This is a genomic window from Acinetobacter sp. (genome assembly GCF_049284435.1).
Taxonomy (GTDB): domain Bacteria; phylum Pseudomonadota; class Gammaproteobacteria; order Pseudomonadales; family Moraxellaceae; genus Acinetobacter.
In genome coordinates this window covers 1-20,321 of sequence record NZ_JBAPXX010000096.1, presented here as the reverse complement: position 1 = coordinate 20,321, position 20,321 = coordinate 1, and the positions used below count along the sequence as shown (strand labels likewise).

The window sequence follows — 20,321 nt, the reverse complement described above, 5'->3', positions numbered from 1 at the left end:
GGGCAAATCGCAGATCTACACAATGCAGGACATGAGATTATTCTGGTGTCTTCCGGTGCTGTGGCTGAAGGTATGGTGCGAATGAAACTTGAGAATCGACCCACCGATCTACCCAGTCTTCAGGCTTGTGCTGCCATCGGTCAGATGGGCCTGATTCATACCTGGTCAAGCGTACTTGAGAAACACCAGATTCAAACTGCTCAAGTACTATTGACTCATGATGATCTGGCAGATCGTCGTCGCTATCTCAATTCATGTGATGCCTTGCAGCACCTGATTGAATGGCGTGTGATTCCAGTGATCAATGAGAATGACACGGTTTCTACTGACGAAATCCGCTTTGGTGATAACGACACGCTTGCTGCCATGGTGGCTGGTCAGGTGCATGCAGATCTTCTGATTATCTTAACCGATCAGGAAGGTATGTTTGACTCAGACCCGCGTTCGAATCCGGATGCCAAACTGTTCCACACCGTACGTGCGATGGATGAGAGCCTGTTTGATATGGCCGGTGGCGGTGGTAAGTTTGGTCGTGGTGGTATGCTGACCAAAGTTCGTGCTGCACGTCTGGCGGCAAAATCTGGCTGTCCGACTTTAATTGCAAGCGGCGACAGTGATGGTGTTCTATCACGTCTAATGTCTGGCGAATTGTTAGGTACCTTGTTTGTCACTGACAAAGACCGGATGACAGCACATCAGCAATGGTTAGCTGCTCACCTGCAAACTGCAGGTCGTTTAGTGATTGATGATGGTGCAGTAAAAGCCATTAAAGACAATCATCGCAGCTTATTGCCTGTAGGGGTAAAAGCGGTAGAGGGTCACTTCGAACGTGGGGATGTAGTGGAATGTGTCGATACACAAGGTCACCGTATTGCAGTTGGTCGTGTCAACTTTAGTTCTCGTTCAGCAGATATCGTTCGTGGTCTGGCATCAGATAAAGTTCATCAGGTTTTGGGTGAAGCGCGTTCGCTGGAAATGATTCATCGCAATCATATGGCGATTTACTAAGTTATTCAGATTCAAGTTTAGAGATTCAAAAAGTCCCGCTTTCGAGCGGGATTTTTTATGAGAAAAACAAAAATGGCATATATTTTGATAGTAAGTAAGAAGAAAGGGGAGAACGAATATGACAGTCGTTACATATCGATTATTAAGCAGCCTTGAAGGATATCAAGGTGCATTGGCAGACCTATTTCAGCGTTGTGTAAAAGATGGCGCATCACTTGGGGTTTTGCCGCACGAGCCAGCAGAATATTTTCAACATTATTGGGCAGGTGTTGCTCAGGATGTTCAAAAGGAAAAAACTTATCTTTGGGCGGCTTTTTTAAATGAAAATTTAGTGGGTACAGAGTACAGTACAGTTAGTACGTGCAACGAAAGCTAATGCTTTACATCGGGCAGAAATTGAAAAATTGATGGTGCATCCTAAAGCACGGCAGCAGGGGATTGCTTTTACTCTTTTGGAATTGGCGCAACAACATGCCAAACAGATTGGATTAAGTCTATTAGTGCTGGATACACGCACAGGCGATGTCTCCGAGCAGCTTTATCGCAAATTTGGTTTTGAATATGCAGGTCTGATCCCAAAATTTGCTTTAAGCCATACAGGGAGTTTAGATGCCACAACATTATTTTATAAAATTCTAAAATAAAAAAAGCGACCTAAATCAGGTCGCTTTAAGTTTTATGGACAATTTATTTAAACTGAATAGCCCCATTCGCGCTGACGGTCATTTGCGATTCACCGGCCGCAACTTCCTGCTCAGGAACCGCCATATCAGCCGATGCAGATTTCATCATGGCCATACGCGGTACTGGCTGTGGTGAATAATTGTTAGTATTCAGGTTTAAGTTCACCAGTTGATAACTTGGTTTGTTCCAAGTCTGGGTGAGTGCCTGTGCGCGTTGCTGGAAGTTTTTGGTGGCTTCAATCATCAGCTCGCTTTCAACTTTTTTGCGCTTTTCGTCAGATACCTTGAAATTAATCGACTGGGTCTGGAAGTGCTGTTGTAATTCGGCAATCAGTTGAGACGTTGCTTTAAAATCTTTCGATTCCAGACGAATCTGAGCACGACCACGCCATTCTTTCAATTTTCGATTATCATTGTCATAAATAGGGTAAGTGCTTTGTGCGCCCGTCTCGATTTTCACAGTTGGATATTTGCGTGCTGTGGCGATCGCCTGATTCATCAGCTGGTTAATTTGAGTGGCTAGTTCAGCCGGCTGTTTGTTGGATTTTTCAATATAAAGCACAGCATGCATTTCATCATTTGAGATTTCACGGCTGGCCTCTGCTGAAAGATTAACAACATTATAATTCAGAGATTCAGCAGGAGCTGCAAATGTGCCTGTGGCGAGGGTGCTGGCAAGGATCAAACTGGTAAGTGCTAAGAGACGCATGAAATTGTCCTGTTTTTCTTAAAATTGGCATCTAAGCCGTTGTTAAAATATTAAATCTCAATTGTGATCTTTTTACGAAATATTTGTCGTAAGAGTGTTAAATTTTCTTTAATTTTATCACATTATTTAATTTATATTTATTTTTAATAATTAACTATTTAATGAATAATTTTAAGATTGATTACCTGAATACCGCCTGCGCTACAAAAAAGCATAAAAGAACACGCTTTTCTTTCTGCTGTCACACTGTAAGATGATGATTCAGGGGATGGATTAGCATGATGTTTTTTTTCGATAAAGATTAGGACAAAATGTGACTGAAAGTTGTTTATTTTCCTGAAAAATTCGGTATCATCCGCCTCCTAGTTATTCGAATACAAAACTGCTAGCTAGAACCTTTATAAAGCGCCGAGTCAAAGGACCAAACGTCACCAGACTTATTTCTTTCACCCATATCAGAGATGGTAATTCGATATGAGCGTTACTTCTGTAAACCCTGCCACCAATTCCACAAACGAATACTACTTGACTCGCCAAAGTCAGATGGAATCGAATGTGCGTAGTTATCCACGTAAATTACCGTTAGCGATAGCGAAAGCACAAGGTTGCTGGGTTACCGATGTTGAAGGTACTGAGTACCTTGATTGTTTAGCTGGGGCAGGGACGTTGGCTTTAGGCCATAATCATCCTGCAGTCATTCAAAGTATCCAGGATACGATTGCAAGTGGTTTACCATTGCATACACTGGATCTTACTACTCCTTTAAAAGATGCTTTTACTGAAGCACTTCTTTCTTATCTTCCAGGTGGCCAAGAAGAATACTGCTTGCAGTTCTGTGGTCCATCAGGTGCAGATGCAACCGAAGCCGCGATTAAACTGGCAAAAACCTTTACCGGTCGTAGCTCGGTGATCAGCTTCTCTGGCGGTTATCACGGTATGACTCACGGTGCATTGGCAATGACAGGTAACCTGTCTGCGAAAAATGCAGTGAACGGTTTGATGCCAGGCGTGCAATTTATGCCGTATCCGCATGAATACCGTTGCCCATTGGGTCTTGGCGGTGAAGCGGGTGTTGATGCTTTGACTTACTACTTTGAAAACTTTATTGAAGATGTAGAAAGTGGTGTGACCAAACCTGCAGCTGTAATTCTTGAAGCGATTCAAGGTGAAGGCGGTGTGGTAACTGCGCCAGTAAAATGGTTGCAAAAAATCCGTGAAGTGACTGAAAAACACAACATCGTGTTGATTCTTGATGAAGTTCAGGCTGGTTTTGCACGTTCAGGTAAAATGTTTGCATTCGAACACGCAGGGATTGAGCCTGACGTTGTGGTGATGTCTAAAGCCGTAGGTGGTAGCTTGCCGCTTGCCGTACTTGGTATTAAACGTAAGTTTGATGCTTGGCAGCCAGCAGGTCATACCGGTACTTTCCGTGGTAACCAACTGGCGATGGGTACAGGTCTTGCAACGATCAATACCATTAAAGAACAGAACCTGGCTCAAAATGCGCAAGAGCGTGGCGATTTCCTGCAAGCTGAATTGAAAAAACTGGCTGCTGAATTCCCATGTATCGGTAACGTGCGTGGCCGTGGTCTGATGATCGGTGTTGAAATCGTAGATGAGCGCAAAGATGCGGATCATATGGGGTCTTTACCTGCTGATGGTCAGTTGGCTGCAGCGATCCAAACCGCTTGTTTCAACAATAAATTATTGCTTGAGAAAGGTGGTCGTAACGGTACAGTGATTCGTTTACTTTGCCCGTTGATCATTACTCAAGAAGAATGTGTTGAAGTAATTGCTCGTTTCAAAAAATCGGTTGCTGAAGCACTAGTTGCAGTTCGAGGCGCATAATTCATGGTAGATTTCGGAGAACATCGTAAAGCGTTACTCTGCAATGATGCTGCATCCATTGCTGACTATCAGGCTGGCATGGACCAAGCGACCAAAGCGGTTGCGGCATGGTTGCAAAACGACAAAATGTACACTGGTGGCAGCATTAAAGAGCTACGCAGTGCGATTGCATTTAATCCTTCAAAAGAAGGTTTGGGTGTAGAAAAATCTCTTGAGCGTATGGTTGAGCTTTTTCTCAATAAAAGTTTGAAAGTTCATCATCCGCACTCACTTGCGCATCTTCACTGTCCAACAATGGTGACCAGTCAGATCGCGGAAGTGCTGATTAACGCAACCAACCAGTCAATGGACTCATGGGATCAAAGCCCGGCCGGTTCATTGATGGAAGTTCAACTGATTGACTGGTTACGTCAAAAAGTGGGCTATGGCGCAGGTCAGGCAGGTGTGTTCACTTCTGGTGGTACGCAGTCTAACTTGATGGGCGTGATGCTTGCGCGTGATGCTTGCATCGCGAAAAACTGGAAAGACGAAAACGGTAATCCGTGGTCGGTTCAGCGTGATGGTATTCCTGCGGATGCGATGCGTAATGTCAAAGTCATCTGTTCTGAAAATGCACATTTCTCTGTGCAAAAGAACATGGCAATGATGGGCATGGGCTTCCAGTCAGTGGTCACTGTTCCTGTGAATGAAAATGCACAGATGGACGTAGACGCACTGGAAAAAACCATGGCGCACCTTCAGTCTGAAGGCAAGATCGTGGCATGTGTGGTAGCGACTGCGGGTACAACGGATGCTGGCGCGATTGATCCATTGAAAGCAATTCGTGAAATCACCAATAAATATGGCGCGTGGATGCACATCGATGCGGCATGGGGTGGTGCACTGATTCTATCCAATGACTATCGTTCTATGCTGGATGGGATTGAGTTGTCAGATTCAATCACGCTTGATTTCCATAAGCATTACTTCCAGACCATTTCTTGTGGCGCGTTCTTGTTAAAAGATGAAGCGAACTACCGTTTCATGCATTATGAAGCTGAGTATCTGAACTCAGCTTATGATGAAGAACATGGTGTTCCTAACCTAGTATCTAAGTCGCTACAAACGACGCGTCGTTTTGATGCCTTGAAATTGTGGATGACGGTGGAAGCATTAGGTGAAGAGCTTTATGGTTCGATGATCGACCATGGTGTTGGCTTAACGCGTGATGTGGCAGACTACATTAAAGCGACTGATGGTCTGGAGCTTCTGCTTGAGCCTCAATTCGCGTCTGTCTTGTTCCGTGTGGTTCCAGCGGGCTATCCGGTTGAATTGCTGGATACGCTCAACCAAAACGTAGCAGACGAACTGTTTGCACGTGGTGAAGCGAACATTGGTGTAACGAAAGTTGGTCAGGTTCAGTCTCTGAAAATGACGACTTTAAGCCCGGTTGCAACGCTTGATAATGTGAAGAACTTGCTGGCATTAGTGCTTGCAGAAGCGGATCGTATCAAAGATTCAATCGCTGATGGTACCTACACGCCCCCCATTGCATAAGTGATTGTGGTGTGAAAAAAGGAGATCGAAAGATCTCCTTTTTTTATAATTAAATTTTGGTTTTAGATGCCAGGATCAAACTAGCCTCAATATATAAATATACCTTTTAAGTCTTTGCTGCATTTTTTTCAAAATTATAAGCTATTCAAAATAAAATGGAAAACTCGGGAATATGGGGCAAAATATACAAGAAGAATCACTCATCAAAACAGTGATTGATCAAGGAATTTCTAAATATCAGTAGATGGTCATTGCACTTTGTTTTCTGATTGCATTCTTTGATGGTTTTGATACCCAAGCTGTTGCATTTACTGCACTAGCCTTGCTAGTACACTTTGATTTAGAAACAGGCGCATTAGCACCGATTTTAACTGCAGGTATCGTCGGAATGACGATAGGTGCAATGCTCTTAGGGCTAGTAGGGGATAAATAGGACGTCGAAAAACATTAATCATATGTACGGCCATTTTTTCTCTAGCAACTATGTTTATTGCGTATGCGACGAATGTTGATCAAATATTAGTATTGAGATTTATTGCTGGATTGGGGATGGGTGGAGCGACACCTGTGTTGCTTGCATTGGCTTCCGAATATTCTCCGCAACGTTTCAAAGGCACAGTTACCACAGGCGTGTTGTTAGCCTTGCCAGCAGGGGCGATGTTAGGTGGTTTACTGGCTGTCAAGATTTTGCCAGTGCTAGGTTGGCAAGGGATTTATTTGATTGGCGGTGGATTCCCGCTGCTATTACTGTTTGTCATGTATTTTTTGTTGCCTGAATCTTTGGAATATTTAGCGCAAAACAATAAAAGTTCCTCTTTGAGTTCAATTCAAAAAATTCTCAATAAAATTTCTCCGGGGATTGGCGAGATTAAAGCTAAAGACCTACTTCAGCCAAATAAGACACAACAACAAAAAGCCAAGTTGGCGATCTTGTTTCAAAATAATTTGGCTCGTACTACCATTGGCGTATGGGGTACTTATTTCTTTAACTGGATTGCGTGGTTCATGTTGTTATCGTGGTTGCCGACTGTATTGAAACAGGCAGGATTGGCACCGGAAAATGCGCCTTATGCATCCGTTACAGTAAATGCTGCCTTTATCTTATTTGCCTTGCCATTAGCTTATTGGCTACCTAAATTAAATACAGCTAAAATTCTCACTTTTATGCTAATTACAGGATTGGTGATCGTCGCCGGTTTAGGTTTATTTATTGAAAGTAATCAGTGGGGCTATATCTTCGCTTTGATTGCATTGGCAGGATTTGGAATTGGTGGTCAGCAATTGGCTTTGAATTACTTGGTGGTAGCGGCATATCCAACTCAAGTTCGCGCAACTGCAACAGGATGGGCAATTGGAATGGGACGTATGGGTGCAATTTTAGGATCAGCCATTGGCGGAATTGTACTCACGCAATATGGTGTTTCAGGTTATTTTTATGCGCTCGGCGTACCTTTAGTATTAGCTCTTTGCTGCGTATTCCTGATTAAATATCGTATTCCACAGGTTCAGGTAGATGCATAGTATTTTTGTATGTAGTTAGATTGAAATTCTGTATTTAAATAAAAAGGAGATCGAAAGATCTCCTTTTTTTGTGGGCTTAAAAAACAAAAAAAGGTCATTTCCCAGATCGAAATTCACAACAAAAACACGGAAGATCTGAATCCCGTTTAGCCTGTTATTAATTTGTCATAGCCTTATGTAAAACTGGGGAGCAGGATTTATCTGGAGTTCGGGTTTATAAAAATTGTTACATGTCATTGGTCTAAATTTTTTTATTCAACTGGATGACATAAAGAACTTAATCATTGAAATCCATAAAAATTTAATCAAGAAAAAACCGCTAGACTAAAAATCACTAAATCGTAATAAAGCTGTAACTTATCTGTCATATTCTAAAATCAAAATGCAGGTATCGAAAGAAGTACAAAACTGAATAAAAAGTGGTGTACTCCAAATTTGCATAAATGAGAGAGATACTAGAATGCGCTTTACAAATATAGCTTTAGCATTAGCAGTAACCGGGGCAGCTGCTGTAACGACTGCGCACGCAGCTCGTGACACCATTCAAATTGCAGGTTCTTCAACTGTACTTCCATATGCCAGTATCGTGGCGGAAGAATTCGGTAATACTTTTCCACAGTTTAAAACACCAGTAGTCGGTTCAGGCGGTTCTTCAGGTGGTTTAAAGCAGTTCTGTAATGGCGTGGGTGATAACACGATTGATATCGCAAACTCTTCGCGTCAAATCAAGAGTACAGAGCTGGCAGAATGTAAAAAGAATGGCGTTAACCAAGTCCTAGAAATCAAAATTGGTTATGACGGTATTGTATTTGCATCGAATGCTAACAAAGCGGCTTATAAACTGCGTCCACAACATGTCTTCGCTGCACTTGCTGCACAACTTCCATCAAATGGCAAAATGGTCGCTAACCCGTACACGCGTTGGAACCAAATTGACAAAGCACTTCCAAATGAACCAATCACCCTGGTAATTCCTGCGTCGAATCATGGTACGCGCGAAGTCTTCCAGGAGAAAATGGTGGATGCAGGTTGTGAAACGTACGCTGCAATTAAGTCTTTAGACAAAGATGCCAAGAAAAAAGCTTGTACGACATTCCGTAAAGATGGCCGTGTGGTTGAGATTGCCGGTGACTATACCGAAACATTGGCACGTTTGAAGACTTCTCCAAGTGCGGTAGGTGTGTTTGGCCTAGGTTTCTATGACCAGAACCGTGACCGTCTACGTGTTGCTACGGTGAACAATGTAGCGCCTTCTGAAAAGACCATCTTGAATGGTGCTTATCCGGTATCACGCCCATTGTTCTTCTACGTGAAAGGCGAGCACTTGAAATCGATCAAAGGCTTACCGCAGTTCACAGAATACTTCCTGAACAAGAAAGTATCTGGCAAAGGCTCTAAGCTGGAAAAAGCAGGTTTGATTTCAATGTCGGATAAAGAACGTGCAGCAGTTCTGGCAAATTTCAAGGCTGGTAAAGCGGTTGTAGTGAAGTAATAAATGATTTTGAAAACGCTGGTGGTAGGGTCAACCTACCATCGGCTTTTTGCGATAAACAAGTTTTTTCAAACCATGAAAATTGAAAAAACAGTGGAGAATACATGAATCTGCTACTTATAGGTGTGTTATTGGCCATCATGGCCATAGCCTATCAAATCGGATTAAGTAAAAGCCGTAGCTTAGCAGGTAAGGGAAGCAATTCTGCAAACTTACACTCGCGTCCCGGATATTATGGTGCCCTGGTTGCACTATGGTGTGGTATCCCTGCGTTTTTAATTTTGATTGTTTGGAATATGGTGGAACCCACTTTTCTGGAGCAGGTGGTACTCAACCATTTGCCAGAAAATGTTTCGGCCAGTCTAGATCCGGCAAGTTTGAGCGTTGTGATTGATCGCGTTCAGGCACTCGCCTCAGGTTTTGGGGTTAGTGATACACCTGCAGCCTATGAAGTCGCAGCCGCAGAACAGCTGGCGAAATTCTCGACCATTGGTACGTTTGCCAAATTGGCAGTGGTGATTTCAGCTGCACTGGCCGGTCTGGTCTGGGCCAAGAAACATATTAGCCAGGAATTCCGTGCGCGTAACCAAGTCGAAAAAATGATTAATATCGGCTTGGCATTGTGTTCAGGTGTGGCGATTCTGACCACTCTCGGGATTGTGATGTCGATGTTTGGCGAGGCGATGCGTTTCTTCAGCTTCGTCAGTCCACTGGATTTCTTTTTTGGTACCGAATGGAACCCGGGGTTTAGCACTTCTGGCAGTGCTGAAGGCAGTTATGGTTTATTGCCTCTGCTATGGGGTACGCTCATGGTCAGCGGGATCGCACTTTTAGTTGCAGTTCCGGTTGGCCTGATGATTGCGATCTATCTGGCAGAATATGCTTCCCCGCGATTCCGCTCTTGGGCAAAACCCACGATTGAAGTTTTGGCAGGTATTCCTACGATTGTCTATGGTGTCTTTGCCTTGATGATCATCGGTCCATTCCTTAAAAGTATGGGTGCTCTGGTCGGACTCGAAATTAATGCCACCAGCGCGCTGACCGCCGGTCTGGTGATGGGTATCATGATTATTCCGTTCGTATCTTCTTTGTCAGACGACATCATCACTCAGGTGCCGCGTGCCTTACGTGACGGCTCTTTGGGCTTGGGGGCGACCAAATCTGAAACGATTCGTCAGGTGGTTTTACCCGCAGCCCTACCAGGTATTATCGGTGCGTTCCTGTTGGCGGCGTCACGTGCGATTGGTGAAACCATGATTGTGGTTCTTGCAGCCGGGAACAGTCCGCAGTTGCATGCCAACCCGCTTGAAGCAGTATCCACGGTCACGATTACCATCGTCAATCAGTTAACTGGCGATACTGATTTTGCTAGTCCACAAGCACTGGTAGCCTTTGCGCTAGGACTGACGCTATTCGTCATTACCCTGGGTTTGAACATTGTTGCACTGATCATCGTGCGTAAATATCGTGAGCAATACGACTAATGAGTACTTCAAATACAACGCCTGTGGATCAGCGTATTGATCCATCCATCGCCGCCGAGCTGCGTGAAAAGCGTAAGAAGACCATTCAAAGCTCTTTGGCACGACGTCATCGTAAAGAAAAAACCTTTCGTCTATTTGGTTTCTCTGCGGTACTGGCAGGTCTGTTCTTTGTGGTATTGCTGTTCGGTAGTATTTTATCCAAAGGTTTGCCTGCATTCTGGCAAAGCAGCATGAGTTTGCCGATTCATTTCGATCCTGCCATTGTGGATATTGGTCCAAAACCAAAGCCAGCTGCAGGAGAATCTCCAGCACAGTTTGAAGATCGCTTTATCGCGTGGCAAACTGAAGTCGGAATGGTGGATTGGGATGCGCTGATTATCAATGGCATGATCGCCAAAGACAGCAAGCTGGAAAGCCAGCGTGATGAACTGGGTTATTTATATACCAGTTCTGAGGCGTACCGCTTGCGAGACATGGTCATGAATGATCCGAGTCTGGTCGGTCAAAGCAAGGAAGTGAAAATTCTGGCGGATGCCAATGTCGATGTCTGGCTGGCAGGAAATATTGACCGTGATCTTCCAGATGAACAGCAGCAGCTCAGTCCTGAAGTACGTCAGGTGGCGGACGACATGAAAGCCGCTGGTGTAATCGAAAACAGTTTTAATACCAATATTTTCACTAGTCCTGACTCACGCAGCTCACCGGCAACTTCAGGCTTGGCAGGTGCCTTCATGGGCTCGCTGTTCATGATGATGATCGTGATCTTTATCTCGATTCCAATCGGGGTAGCCTCCGCGATCTATCTGGAAGAGTTTGCACCGAAAAACTGGATTACCGATGTAGTTGAAGTCAATATCAACAACCTGGCAGCCGTACCATCGATTGTCTTCGGTCTATTGGGTGCAGCGATCTTCATTGGCTGGATGCATTTGCCACTCTCAGCACCATTGGTGGGTGGTCTGGTACTGAGTCTGATGACCTTGCCAACCGTGATCATTACCACACGTGCATCACTTAAAGCGGTTCCACCTTCGATTCGTCAGGCAGCTTTGGGCTTGGGTGCTTCCCGCATCCAGACAGTATTCCATCATGTCTTGCCTTTGGCTTTACCGGGTATTTTGACGGGCGCAATCATTGGAGTTGCACAAGCTTTGGGTGAAACCGCACCATTATTATTAATCGGGATGAGTGCTTTTGTTGCCAGCGTTCCAGCCACACCATTTGACCAATCAACGGCTTTACCTGTACAAATTTTCTTATGGCAAGGCAATGAATTGCGTAACTTCTTTGAAGGGCGTACTGCAGCAGCAATTATTGTACTTCTGGCCATGATGATCAGCTTGAACAGCTTGGCCATCTGGTTACGTAAGAAATTTGAAGTCCGTTGGTAATAGGGGCAGAATCATGAACACAACTGTTATTCAAAATTCCTTAGAAAAGGATCAAATCGTGAATCCACAACAGACACAATTCACCTCGGATGAGGCGACACAAAAGCCAGCAACTCCGTTTGTTTCCCAGTTCGATACGCAAAGCAGCAGCAAAAAAGATGCGAAGTCGACGAATGTGAAACTTAGTACTTCTGATGTGCATGTGTACTATGGTGAAGCGGAAGCGATTAAAGGCATTGACCTGAACATTTATGAAAATGAAGTGATTGCTTTTATTGGGCCATCAGGCTGTGGTAAATCGACCTTTTTGCGTACCTTAAACCGCATGAACGATACCATTGATAGCTGCCGTGTAACCGGTAAAGTGATGCTGGATAATCAGGATATTTATGATCCAAACCTGGATGTGGTCTTGCTACGTGCACAGGTTGGTATGGTTTTCCAGAAGCCGAACCCATTCCCGAAATCAATCTTCGATAATGTCTCCTATGGTCCAAAGCTGCATGGTTTGGCACGTGACAAGTATGATCTTGAAGAAATTGTAGAAGGCAGCTTGCGTAAAGCTGGTTTGTGGGAAGAAGTGAAAGATCGTTTAAACCAGCCGGGAACAGGTTTATCGGGTGGTCAGCAGCAACGTCTGTGTATCGCGCGTACCATTGCAGTCAGTCCGGAAGTGATCCTGATGGATGAACCGTGTTCGGCACTTGATCCCATTGCAACTGCCAAAGTGGAAGAACTGATTTCTGAGCTATCTACGCAATATACCATCGCGATTGTAACTCACTCCATGCAACAGGCTGCGCGTGTATCGGATCGTACCGCTTATTTCCATCTGGGGGATCTGATTGAAGTCAACTCGACCGAGAAAGTCTTTACCCAGCCGGATCATCAGTTGACTGAAGCTTATATTACAGGGCGTTTTGGTTAATCCACTATATAAAATAAGAGCCGCAAGGCTCTTTTTTTATAGGTGAAACAGATGGTGATAATCGTAATAATTCTCGAAATAAAGTTGAAAAAAACCGAAATTGACCTAATCTAAAGGAATAAATCCGAATTAAATAGAGAATAGATTTTTTATGTTATTTCATACTCCGAAACTGTCCGCTGAAATCCGTATTAGTCATCTCAATGCGCGTATCAATGAACAACGAAAAAAAATAGCGCAAACTACTGGCTCTAAACTGGAACTCTTACAGTTGTCGCAACAACTGTCAAAAGAAGCGCGTGCGCGTAAGAAAACCAATCAAAAAATCTATGTACTCGATTTTAAAGGCGATATGGCGGCTTCTGCAGTAGAAGGCTTGCGTGAAGAAATCACTTTGATTCTGGCTACAGCTAAAGCCGGCCGTGACCGTGTGGTGGTGCGTCTGGAAAGTCCGGGCGGCATGGTACATGGTTATGGACTTGCAGCAGCTCAACTGGTACGTTTACGTGAGGCAGGTTTCCATTTAACTATCTGTGTCGATAAAGTGGCGGCCAGTGGCGGTTATATGATGGCGTGTATTGCTAATGAAGTTATTTCTGCACCATTCGCGATTGTCGGTTCAATTGGTGTAGTTGCTCAAGTACCCAATTTTAACCGTCTGCTGAAAGACAATAAAATCGACTTTGAACTCTATACCGCAGGTCAGTACAAACGTACCGTGACCATGTTTGGTGAAAATACTGAAGAGGGTAAGGCCAAGTTTGAAGAAGAATTACAGCAAACCCATGCTTTATTCAAACATTTCGTTGAGAAGTATCGTCCGCAGCTGAATATTGAAAAAGTGGCAACCGGTGAGCATTGGTATGGTCGGGATGCTTTGGATCTAAATCTGGTGGATAAACTGCAAACCTCAGATGAATACCTACTCAACTTGTTGACCCAACATGATATCTATTCTATCCAGACCCGCAAGAAACCAAGTTTGGGTGAAAAGCTGGGCCTGCAAGCAGCGCAAATTGCTGATTCACTCGTACCTACTGTCATGAATAAAGTCATGGAAAGCTTAAGTAAAGCCAATGCAAATCTGGTGCAAATGCGTGATCCAAAACTTTAATTCAATTAATCTTGAATGAATTTTAAAGCTCACTTCGGTGGGCTTTTTTATTTTTGAAATCATATTATTATGATATAAGTGAAGCACTTTGATTGAGTCTAGGCTCATATGCTCACGTTTATTTTGTTGCTTGGGTTTTTTAGTATCGTATTTATTCCGATGTTATGTATGCTTTATTCTGAAGCAAAATTAACTCAGGATGATTCTAAGAAGGTTTTGTTTTGGCTGAGTTTTCTACCCGGCGTTTGTATCTTTCTGCTGTATAGCTTTCTAAAGCCCAATGATCCACCTGTTATTCCATCGAAGGAATGTGGTGTTGTGCAGTTTTATCAGATGCATAAAGTTCGAGGTGGTAACGAATTTGAACGTGTGAGTATTCGCTTTGATGGCGCTCAATATAGTCGGCATTTATTCTTCGATAAGCATCTGGATAAAATTCCTCAAGGCCAAAAGGCCTGCTTTGAATATCTAGATAAGTTCAAATATCCACATTTGTCAGAATCTAAGTTTGTTCAATGGATTGAACCGAATGAAATGTAAACCATCGCTGAAACTAATCAGATAAAATAAAGCATATTTTATTGTTAGAGCAGAAACATGGCTATAGCTGAAGCATATCTTGCAACGCAAAACTGTTATTTTAATTATGAATTTGAAGAACTCTATTTAGAGGATGATTTTCCTGAGGAGTTATCTGTGTCACTGCGTGGCATGATGTTCCGCCATGAGATTCAATATCCTGATGCAATCTATTTCATTTATTACAGTGAGATGTTGACGGGGAATGAACTGCAAAAAATGAAAGATGATTGGATGCGATATTGCCCACTTTTATAAGTGAAAAATATGCATGTAATTAAATGCGTGATCCAAAACTTTAATTCAATTAATCTTGAATGAATTTTAAAGCTCACTTCGGTGGGCTTTTTTATTGGTCGATATCAACTGCAGACCGCCTGTTATCACCGCGCCAATCGTAGCAAGCAAGACGTCTTTGTGCGCATCCCACATATCCCCTTGTTGTCCATTATAGTTTTCAGCTTCCTCAGGAGATAAACCAATGGCAATCAGCCATTCCAGCCATTCATAGAGCATGCTGCTGGCCACCACAAACTGAAGCACGAGCAAGAAAATGACGACAGGTTTTTGCTGCGGTAACCAGACCTGAAACAAGCGATGGAAAATTGGATAAAGTAATAATCCGTAGGCCAGATGAACAAATCGGTCGAACATATTGCGTGACCAGTGCATCGCTTCATTCAGATTAAAGTCAAAAATCTGTTCAATCCACTGGTTATAGGGCACATAAGAATACAGATAGTGCGCAGCAATCACATGAACAATCAGAAAAAGAATATATAAATTAAAACTTAAAAAATTCAGCCCTATTTTATACAGGCAGATGAGCAGCATGATGATCATGAAGACTGTGCCTGCCTGATGTAAGAGATAAGCTTCCAGTTCTAAAGGACGAATACTGGCAAGCAAAATCGCCAGAATTAAAATGCCCAGGCTTGCGTAATGTTTGGCGGAAAGTCGATGATCAATCATGTCGTTATTATGAAATATCTTTTTTAAAATAAAACACATTATAAATAAAAAGGCGAAGCCTGAGCTTCGCCTTTTCGTCTTATTGCAAATTAGATTTTAGCAATCAGCTCAGCCACTTGTTTGGCCTGGTCAGCAGCATTACCTGTATATGATGCAGGGGTCATTTCCGCTAAACGTGCACGGTCAGCAGCGGGAACAGCTTCTAACTCGTTACCGTTTACGAAATCAACCATCATATCGCGAGTCATGGCTTGACCACGAGTCAGGGCTTTTAGTTTTTCGTATGGTTTTTCAACGTTGTAACGACGCATCACAGTTTGAATTGGTTCAGCCAATACTTCTTGCGCATTGTCTAAATCTTCATTGATACGTGCAGCGTTCAACTCAAGTTTGCCAATACCTTTAGAGCAAGCTTCAAAAGCAATTAAGCTTTGCGCAAAACCAACACCCATGTTACGAAGCACAGTAGAGTCAGTCAGGTCACGCTGCCAGCGTGAAACTGGCAGTTTTTCGCCAAGGTGTGCAAGTACCGCGTTTGCAATACCCAAGTTACCTTCAGAGTTTTCGAAGTCAATCGGGTTGACTTTGTGCGGCATGGTTGAAGAACCGACTTCACCTTCTTTCAGTTTTTGCTTGAAGAAACCAAGAGAGATATAGCCCCAAACATCACGGTTAAAGTCGATCAGAATGGTGTTGAAACGACGCAGCGCATCAAACAATTCTGCCATATAGTCATGTGGCTCGATTTGCGTGGTGTACGGGTTGAAGTCTAGACCCAAAGATTCGACAAATGCTTGTGAATGCGCAGGCCAGTTGATGTCTGGGTAAGCAGAGTAGTGCGCATTGTAGTTGCCGACTGCACCATTGATTTTACCCAGTAGCTCAACATTTTTGAACTGTTTGATTTGACGTGCAAGGCGGTAAGCCACGTTCGCCATTTCTTTACCCAAAGTCGTCGGGCTGGCAGTTTGACCATGTGTACGAGACAGCATTGGCTGGTCTGCATGCTTTTCAGAAAGCGCAACGATTGAATCAATGATTTGCTGCATAGATGCAACCAGTACATCACGACCACTCTTCAACATGAGGGCATGTGATAGGTTGTTAATATCTTCAGACGTACATGCAAAGTGAATGAATTCACCCGCATTTTTCAATTCATCGATATTGGCGATTTTTTCTTTCAGGAAATACTCAACCGCTTTAACGTCGTGGTTGGTGGTGCGTTCGATCTCTTTGATACGATTGGCATCATCTTCAGAAAAATCGCTCACAATCGCATCAAGCGCTGCATTAGTTTCGCCTGAAAACGCCGGTACTTCAGTAATTTCCGGTTGGTTTGCAAGCGCTTGTAACCAACGCACTTCAACAGTCACACGAGCATGGATTAAACCAAACTCAGAAAGAAAGGGACGTAGAGCATCACATTTGCTCGCGTAACGTCCATCTAATGGAGAAAGTGCAGTTAAAGCGTTCATATCGATTCCTTAGATTTTGGAATTAAACGTAAAACGAAACACGTGCAGCATCAGTTAAACCACCTGAAACTGTAAACGCGCTAGATTCTGAATATCTTGTAGCAACTTGCGTTTGCCAAATACCATGCCCCAAGAGCTGCCACCGAGCTGTCGCCACAGGTGCGCCATTTGCAAACCGGTAAATAAGGACGCACGAATGCGGTTGGTATGTCCAGCATCTTTAAAGGCTTCGGCATTACCACGCACCATAATGCGCGGATTAATCTGTCCGGCCGTATCGACATAGGTTTGAGCGAGATTGGCAATGATGCTGGGGTGCAGGTAATTATTATCGAAGAAGGAGAGCTGTCTGAGAATTTTCTGTTGGGACTGTTCAATAATTTCAACAAATTTGGGGTTGCTATAGACCTTCTTTTCTAACTGAAGAAGTGCCATCGCATAGCTCATGGGAAGTTTGGTACTGGAAAGTTTTGGAATTCTGGATTTTGGAGAAGTATTGAAGGGTTGAATAATGCTGCTTTCTAATGTTTTCAAACCTAAGGAAATATCGGCCAGCTGATTAAAAAAGTCCAGGGTCTGGGCATTCTGATTGCTGCCGGGACGGATATTAAGACTGGCTCTAATCAACTGTTCAAAATAAAAGTTACCACTTTCACCAATGCTTTGCTGACCCGTCAATGCGGTCATATGGGTCAGCTGGGTGGCCTGAAACACACCCGCTAATGCCAAAGCACGATTTTGACGAGTATTCAACGTTGTGGCTGGTTGAAATGGTAACTCCGTCATGCCGAATTCATCCTTTTATAAAATCAGGTTTAGGCGCATTGGTATGATGAATCACACCACCCCCTAAACAAACTTCACCTGAATAGAACACCACGCTTTGACCCGGGGTCACTGCACGTTGAGGTTCATCAAACTCAACACGAACACCATTCGGTGATTCTGAATCTTGATACACAGTACATGCTTGATCAGTCTGACGGTAACGGGTTTTGGCAGTACAGCGGAAACCTGTTTCAGGAATATCCTGCTCACCTGCAACCCAGTCAATCGCCTCACTCCAAAGCATGGTGCTTTGCATGAGTGGGTGTTCATGGCCTTGACCGACCACCAGACGATTGCCTTCGATATCTTTATGCAATACGAACCAGGCACCTTCAGCAACGCCTTTCATACCACCAATACCAATGCCACCGCGTTGACCGAGCGTATAGTACATTAAGCCGTGATGATCACCAACCTCTTTACCGTCTTCCAGTACGATTTTTCCCGGTTGAGCAGGTAAATATTGCTTTAAAAAGTCATTAAATCGGCGTTCACCAATAAAACAGATGCCAGTCGAATCTTTTTTCTTGGCCGTGACCAGATCCAATTCTTCTGCAATTTTACGGACTTGTGGCTTTTCAATTTCACCGACAGGGAACAGGGTCTTGTTAATTTCACGACCATGAACGGCATGCAGGAAGTAAGTCTGGTCTTTGTTGTTATCTACGCCACGAAGTAGCGGTGCATATTCTTCACCACGTGAATTGGTCATGGTTTCACCACGACGGCAGTAATGGCCTGTGGCAATAACGTCTGCACCCAGATTCACTGCGTGATCCAAAAAGGCACGGAATTTAATTTCTTTATTACATAAAATGTCTGGGTTAGGCGTACGGCCAGCCGCATATTCCGCCAAGAAATGTTCGAATACGCGATCCCAATATTCCATGGCAAAGTTTGCAGTATGCAGTTTAATGCCAATTTTGTCGCAAACGGCCTGAGCATCGGCAAGGTCATCCATCGCCGTGCAATATTCTGTGCCGTCATCTTCTTCCCAGTTTTTCATGAAAAGACCTTCAACCTGATAACCTTGTTGAAGTAAAAGGGCAGCAGAAACAGATGAATCTACACCACCTGACATTCCGACGATGACACGTTGTTGCATAGGATTAGGCATCCAAATTTGAAATTAAGGGAGAGTTTTGGTGCTCGTAAATGAGCGATAAAGGATATTTTTGACCTGACAGGGCATCTTGAATGGCTTTAATCACTAATGGGCTACGCGCACGAGCCGACTCTTGCAGCTCATCTAAAGTCATCCAGACTGCACCGACAATGTCTGTATCTAAAGTGGCATTTGGGTCGTAGGCAATCGATTTGGCTAAAAAGCAGAAACGAAAATAAGTACGATCCGGGAACATCGGCGGGGTATAGGTATACATCCCTAATAGATGGGTTACTTCAACCGTATGTCCGGTTTCTTCCATGGTTTCACGAATTGCGGCCTCGACAATGGTTTCACCGCATTCTACATGACCTGCTGGCTGATTAAATACTGTGTGTGTCACACCTTCTGTATGTTCTTCTACAAACAGGAATTTTCCGTCTTTTTCAACGACGGTCGCGACAGTGACGTGAGCAGTCCAAGCGGTCATAAAGCAGCACCATGGAAAATGATGCACTATTGTATAAAATTTTGGGGGGTGTGGCTATGTAGAATATCTATCTTGTTTGAAGTGTTTCAATGCAATTGCAATTTTATCGAAACATAATTCAAAGTTTTCAAATAGTTTTGAAACTTTTCTTGAGATTTCATCAATATCTTGGACATCATCAATCTTAATAGTATTTCCTTTGAAAAACTTGGAGTATTTTGAACCGTGATCGGTTGCAGTTTTTTGGAACGATATTTGACTAAGTTTTTCGTTCTCAGATATTTTTTTTAAAGAGTTGATCATACTTAAACGGTCTTCATAATTGTTTAAAGGTCCAACCTCTGCGAAAAGACGGAGTGTTCCACTAGTATTTTCACCATTTCTGAGTTCAATCCAACAAATCAATGGATATGTATTCCACCAGTTTTCACATCCATCCCAAGAGCTATTGCAGTTTTTTAGTATCTTTAACCATGAAAGTGGTAAAAAACAAAAAAGATTTCCGTTGCTCCAGAACTCAGTAATTTCAATATTTTTAATGGTTAATTTGTTTTTATCTTCCCAGTTTTCACCAAGCAGTTCGTCGAGAGCTAAATTAAATTCGTTCGAGCTACCATGTTCCCAAATAAAATCAATTAATTTTTGGTGCTGTCGATATAATGATTTCGCAATCCTTTCCATTTCTTTCGCATGTTCACTCATGCCTGTAGCCTCTTTTAATGTATCAATATAATGCTCGATAAACGTTTTAACTTGAAGCGAAGTTGATGTATTTTGGATATCTAAGATACTAGGTAAAATTTCACAGATATTATCATAACCAATTGTCGCATATGAGAGATCTTCAGGTTCTTCATTATGTAGTGTTAGAAAAATACCTTTGATTATGAGATCAGGATAATCATCCTTATAAATGTTTTTAATTTTATCGATATATTGTTTTAGCTGACCTTTGTACTGCTTTGATTTAAATTTATTTTCAATCACAAATGCAAAATTATTTTTTGGTGAGAGGAGCAAAATATCAATATTATTCCATTCCCTTTTAACTTGTGTATCACGCAGATCTGCTTGAAGTATCTGAAGTGAAGTTAATCCACCTTTTAAAGATTCACCCTTTAATGCTTCAGTAAGGAATGCTTTAAGGAATTTATC

The 20,321-nt window shown here is 43.0% G+C and carries 20 protein-coding genes and 1 pseudogene; 14 read left to right on the top strand and 7 right to left on the bottom strand.

All coding sequences use genetic code 11. The features are described from left to right. The 3 genes and pseudogenes from proB to WAK81_RS08690 form a co-directional block, all read left to right on the top strand. The coding region (proB, locus tag WAK81_RS08700; protein WP_422196495.1) for a glutamate 5-kinase at positions 1-1,008 on the top strand (1,008 nt) is incomplete at its 5' end. Positions 1,009-1,126: 118 nt separating this feature from the next. Then, entirely contained in the window at positions 1,127-1,384 is a 258-nt protein-coding gene (locus tag WAK81_RS08695) for a hypothetical protein (protein ID WP_422196494.1), read from the top strand. A 16-nt stretch (positions 1,385-1,400) separates the two neighbouring features. Further along, a pseudogene (locus tag WAK81_RS08690) lies at positions 1,401-1,652 on the top strand (GNAT family N-acetyltransferase); the annotation flags it as partial. A 43-nt stretch (positions 1,653-1,695) separates the two neighbouring features. Here WAK81_RS08690 and WAK81_RS08685 read toward each other — a convergent pair. Then, positions 1,696-2,400, bottom strand: coding sequence for an SIMPL domain-containing protein (locus WAK81_RS08685; RefSeq protein WP_422196493.1), 705 nt, complete (start codon positions 2,398-2,400; stop codon positions 1,696-1,698). Positions 2,401-2,874: 474 nt separating this feature from the next. On the opposite strand from WAK81_RS08685, the gene WAK81_RS08680 reads away from it, so the two are divergent. The 11 genes from WAK81_RS08680 (at position 2,875) to WAK81_RS08630 (ending at position 14,551) form a co-directional block, all read left to right on the top strand. After that, complete coding sequence (locus WAK81_RS08680) at positions 2,875-4,248, top strand: diaminobutyrate--2-oxoglutarate transaminase (protein ID WP_422196492.1); 1,374 nt, start codon at positions 2,875-2,877, stop codon at positions 4,246-4,248. 3 nt (positions 4,249-4,251) lie between these two features. Then, a complete protein-coding gene (locus tag WAK81_RS08675) occupies positions 4,252-5,784 on the top strand; it encodes a pyridoxal phosphate-dependent decarboxylase family protein (protein WP_422196491.1) in 1,533 nt (510 codons plus the stop codon). Positions 5,785-6,028: 244 nt separating this feature from the next. After that, on the top strand, positions 6,029-6,217 hold the full coding sequence (locus WAK81_RS08670; protein ID WP_422196490.1) for a hypothetical protein: 189 nt from the start codon (positions 6,029-6,031) through the stop codon (positions 6,215-6,217). Positions 6,218-6,267: 50 nt separating this feature from the next. After that, entirely contained in the window at positions 6,268-7,305 is a 1,038-nt protein-coding gene (locus tag WAK81_RS08665) for an MFS transporter (RefSeq protein ID WP_422196489.1), read from the top strand. A 460-nt stretch (positions 7,306-7,765) separates the two neighbouring features. After that, positions 7,766-8,797 (top strand): substrate-binding domain-containing protein, encoded by a 1,032-nt coding sequence (locus WAK81_RS08660; protein WP_420937145.1) that lies wholly within the window; start codon positions 7,766-7,768, stop codon positions 8,795-8,797. Between the two features lie 104 nt (positions 8,798-8,901). After that, positions 8,902-10,281 carry a phosphate ABC transporter permease subunit PstC gene (pstC, locus tag WAK81_RS08655; protein ID WP_422196488.1) on the top strand — a complete coding sequence of 460 codons (1,380 nt, stop codon included), beginning with the start codon at positions 8,902-8,904 and terminating at the stop codon, positions 10,279-10,281. Beyond that, positions 10,281-11,672: a phosphate ABC transporter permease PstA gene (gene pstA / locus WAK81_RS08650; protein ID WP_422196487.1), complete on the top strand. Its 1,392-nt coding sequence runs from the start codon at positions 10,281-10,283 to the stop codon at positions 11,670-11,672. The genes pstC and pstA overlap by 1 nt, the downstream gene beginning before the upstream one ends. Positions 11,673-11,685: 13 nt before the next feature. Beyond that, complete coding sequence (gene pstB, locus WAK81_RS08645; RefSeq protein ID WP_348939731.1) at positions 11,686-12,600, top strand: phosphate ABC transporter ATP-binding protein PstB; 915 nt, start codon at positions 11,686-11,688, stop codon at positions 12,598-12,600. Positions 12,601-12,751: 151 nt separating this feature from the next. Continuing rightward, positions 12,752-13,714, top strand: coding sequence for a protease SohB (sohB, locus tag WAK81_RS08640; protein ID WP_422196486.1), 963 nt, complete (start codon positions 12,752-12,754; stop codon positions 13,712-13,714). A 108-nt stretch (positions 13,715-13,822) separates the two neighbouring features. Further along, positions 13,823-14,254: a hypothetical protein gene (locus WAK81_RS08635; protein ID WP_005246808.1), complete on the top strand. Its 432-nt coding sequence runs from the start codon at positions 13,823-13,825 to the stop codon at positions 14,252-14,254. A 57-nt stretch (positions 14,255-14,311) separates the two neighbouring features. Further along, positions 14,312-14,551: a hypothetical protein gene (locus tag WAK81_RS08630; protein WP_422196485.1), complete on the top strand. Its 240-nt coding sequence runs from the start codon at positions 14,312-14,314 to the stop codon at positions 14,549-14,551. Positions 14,552-14,617: 66 nt separating this feature from the next. On the opposite strand, the gene WAK81_RS08625 is transcribed toward WAK81_RS08630, so the two are convergent. The 6 genes from WAK81_RS08625 to WAK81_RS08600 all read right to left on the bottom strand — a co-directional run. Further along, a complete protein-coding gene (locus WAK81_RS08625; protein ID WP_422196484.1) occupies positions 14,618-15,265 on the bottom strand; it encodes a DUF2238 domain-containing protein in 648 nt (215 codons plus the stop codon). Between the two features lie 89 nt (positions 15,266-15,354). Then, on the bottom strand, positions 15,355-16,743 hold the full coding sequence (purB, locus tag WAK81_RS08620; protein WP_422196483.1) for an adenylosuccinate lyase: 1,389 nt from the start codon (positions 16,741-16,743) through the stop codon (positions 15,355-15,357). Positions 16,744-16,797: 54 nt separating this feature from the next. Beyond that, positions 16,798-17,529: a high frequency lysogenization protein HflD gene (gene hflD / locus WAK81_RS08615; protein ID WP_005107369.1), complete on the bottom strand. Its 732-nt coding sequence runs from the start codon at positions 17,527-17,529 to the stop codon at positions 16,798-16,800. A gap of 7 nt (positions 17,530-17,536) precedes the next feature. After that, positions 17,537-18,676, bottom strand: coding sequence for a tRNA 2-thiouridine(34) synthase MnmA (mnmA, locus tag WAK81_RS08610; protein ID WP_422196482.1), 1,140 nt, complete (start codon positions 18,674-18,676; stop codon positions 17,537-17,539). Between the two features lie 4 nt (positions 18,677-18,680). Then, positions 18,681-19,166, bottom strand: coding sequence for an NUDIX hydrolase (locus tag WAK81_RS08605; protein WP_422196481.1), 486 nt, complete (start codon positions 19,164-19,166; stop codon positions 18,681-18,683). Positions 19,167-19,220: 54 nt separating this feature from the next. Next, the coding region (locus WAK81_RS08600) for a PD-(D/E)XK nuclease family protein (RefSeq protein ID WP_422196480.1) at positions 19,221-20,321 on the bottom strand (1,101 nt) is incomplete at its 5' end.

Excerpts from the sequence above, each read along its gene's own strand:
- WAK81_RS08630 (WP_422196485.1), top strand. The coding sequence starts at position 14,312 with ATGGCTATAGCTGAAGCATATCTTGCAACGCAAAACTGTTATTTTAAT.
- pstB (WP_348939731.1), top strand. The coding sequence starts at position 11,686 with ATGAACACAACTGTTATTCAAAATTCCTTAGAAAAGGATCAAATCGTG.
- sohB (WP_422196486.1), top strand. The coding sequence starts at position 12,752 with ATGTTATTTCATACTCCGAAACTGTCCGCTGAAATCCGTATTAGTCAT.
- WAK81_RS08680 (WP_422196492.1), top strand. The coding sequence starts at position 2,875 with ATGAGCGTTACTTCTGTAAACCCTGCCACCAATTCCACAAACGAATAC.
- WAK81_RS08625 (WP_422196484.1), bottom strand. The coding sequence starts at position 15,265 with ATGATTGATCATCGACTTTCCGCCAAACATTACGCAAGCCTGGGCATT.
- WAK81_RS08685 (WP_422196493.1), bottom strand. The coding sequence starts at position 2,400 with ATGCGTCTCTTAGCACTTACCAGTTTGATCCTTGCCAGCACCCTCGCC.
- WAK81_RS08665 (WP_422196489.1), top strand. The coding sequence starts at position 6,268 with ATGTTTATTGCGTATGCGACGAATGTTGATCAAATATTAGTATTGAGA.
- hflD (WP_005107369.1), bottom strand. The coding sequence starts at position 17,529 with ATGACGGAGTTACCATTTCAACCAGCCACAACGTTGAATACTCGTCAA.
- pstC (WP_422196488.1), top strand. The coding sequence starts at position 8,902 with ATGAATCTGCTACTTATAGGTGTGTTATTGGCCATCATGGCCATAGCC.
- mnmA (WP_422196482.1), bottom strand. The coding sequence starts at position 18,676 with ATGCAACAACGTGTCATCGTCGGAATGTCAGGTGGTGTAGATTCATCT.
- WAK81_RS08675 (WP_422196491.1), top strand. The coding sequence starts at position 4,252 with ATGGTAGATTTCGGAGAACATCGTAAAGCGTTACTCTGCAATGATGCT.
- WAK81_RS08695 (WP_422196494.1), top strand. The coding sequence starts at position 1,127 with ATGACAGTCGTTACATATCGATTATTAAGCAGCCTTGAAGGATATCAA.
- WAK81_RS08635 (WP_005246808.1), top strand. The coding sequence starts at position 13,823 with ATGCTCACGTTTATTTTGTTGCTTGGGTTTTTTAGTATCGTATTTATT.
- purB (WP_422196483.1), bottom strand. The coding sequence starts at position 16,743 with ATGAACGCTTTAACTGCACTTTCTCCATTAGATGGACGTTACGCGAGC.
- pstA (WP_422196487.1), top strand. The coding sequence starts at position 10,281 with ATGAGTACTTCAAATACAACGCCTGTGGATCAGCGTATTGATCCATCC.
- WAK81_RS08660 (WP_420937145.1), top strand. The coding sequence starts at position 7,766 with ATGCGCTTTACAAATATAGCTTTAGCATTAGCAGTAACCGGGGCAGCT.
- WAK81_RS08670 (WP_422196490.1), top strand. The coding sequence starts at position 6,029 with ATGGTCATTGCACTTTGTTTTCTGATTGCATTCTTTGATGGTTTTGAT.
- WAK81_RS08605 (WP_422196481.1), bottom strand. The coding sequence starts at position 19,166 with ATGACCGCTTGGACTGCTCACGTCACTGTCGCGACCGTCGTTGAAAAA.